This is a genomic window from Endozoicomonas sp. YOMI1 (genome assembly GCF_024606345.1).
In the GTDB taxonomy this organism is placed as follows: Bacteria; Pseudomonadota; Gammaproteobacteria; order Pseudomonadales; family Endozoicomonadaceae; genus Endozoicomonas.
The window spans coordinates 1-1695 of sequence record NZ_JAHHPM010000399.1; the positions used below are offsets into that span (position 1 = coordinate 1).

Below are 1695 nucleotides of genomic sequence, written 5' to 3' on the forward strand. Positions count from 1 at the left end.
TATAAGAACCATTGATTTCCTGAATAATCTCCAGTGTTTTTAGCGTTAGCGCATTTAACTGCAGAACCTGCTTGTCCTGGCAACCCGGTTCGCCTGTTTTTAACCATCGTTTCAGAGTTTGAACCATACTGGCAGTCAATGCCTGAATTGAGGACGTATTTTCTGTTTCTTCCCGGTATTCCCTAACCTGGCAAGGGAATGAGCCTTCCTTGCCAGGATTGTCAACGGATACTTCTACCGATGTTGCGCTTCGGTAAGCACTCTCTAAATCGGAGGTCTCGGTGGGAAGGTGATCTCCATGCTCATGTCCAGCGTTATTGACACGATTGGTTGAATGCCTGTTTCCCTCGAACAGTAACTCATCCATTATATTGGCTTCGGAGCTGTATTGTTCAAACCAGTAGCCTAAAGCATGGCGAAGCTTGCTTACTTCAGGAAAACTCTGAAGACACTCCAAAACCTGATGCTTATGGATCTCTCGTCCATCAATAGACTGTCTCGTGATATAGCAGTGTGTCAGGAAGAAGAAATGCAGACGGGAATTCTGAAATGAGCGCCTCAGTAATTTGATGGATTGCAATACCTGTTTTGCTGATACTCTCTGATGATCAATTGGCAACTCATGCTGCATAGCCATGAATTTCACTATACATTGGAGCCGATGATGCTCATCGTCTTTGACCCGTACGTTGTTTAAGATTTGCCAGGCCTCTTGAAGTATGCTCTGAGCTTCGTTGGATTCATCGTACCGCTGAGATTGTTTCAGCCTTTGAATCAGATACCTGGTTTGCCTTGAAGAATAATCCCCGGGGACTTCATTAAACGCTGCTAATACGTCTTTGTTATCCAGATGGCTGCCATTCAATTCTCTGGCACTTAATGCCAGCTGAGAATAAAAAATAGCTCTTTCGAGCAATCTGCCACCGTGTTCATAATCCTTAACCACTCCATCCGGTGTGACCTGCTGGCCATTCAGCAACATGCCCCTCAGGCAACATTTTTCTCTAAAGCGCGCTAGCGCCAGTGTTGCCCTGGCTGCCTGATAATCTTTAACCACCGCATCCGGTGTGACCTGCTGGCCATTCAACGTCAGGCCCCTCAGGCAGCATTCCGCTTTGAAACGCGCCAGCTCCAGTGTTGCCCTGGCTGCCTGATAATCTTTAACCACCGCATCCGGTGTCACCTGCTGGCCATTCAACGCCATGCCCCTCAGGCAACACTCAGCTTTGAAGCGCGCTATCCCCAGTTTGCTATCCGGACTATCCAGGAAGCTCTTAACCACCATATCCGGTGTCACCTGCTGGCCATTCAACGACAAGCCCCTCAGGCAACATTGTTCCTTAAAGCGCGCTATACCCAGTTTGCCTTCCGTACTACCCGGGAAATCCTTAACCACCATATCCGCTGTGACTTGTTGGCCATTCAACGCCAGGCCTCTCAGGCAACATTCCGCTTTGAAACGTGCTACCCCCAGTTTGCCTTCCGGACTATCCGGGAAATACTTTACCACACTCTCTGGTGTGGTCTGCTGGCCATTTAACGCCAGGCCTCTCAGGCAAGACTCCGCTTTGAAGCGCGCTATCCCCAGTTTGCCTTCCTGACTATCCGGGAAACCCTTAACCACCGCATCTGGTGTGACCTGCTGGCCATTCAACAGCAGGCCCCTCAGGCAACATTGTTCTTTAAAGCGGGCCA

At 49.3% G+C, this 1695-nt stretch carries 1 protein-coding gene; it reads right to left on the reverse strand.

The window, feature by feature from the left end:
• A partial coding sequence (locus tag KDK15_RS14270; RefSeq protein ID WP_257296055.1) for a hypothetical protein occupies window positions 1-1695 on the reverse strand: 1695 nt, incomplete at both ends.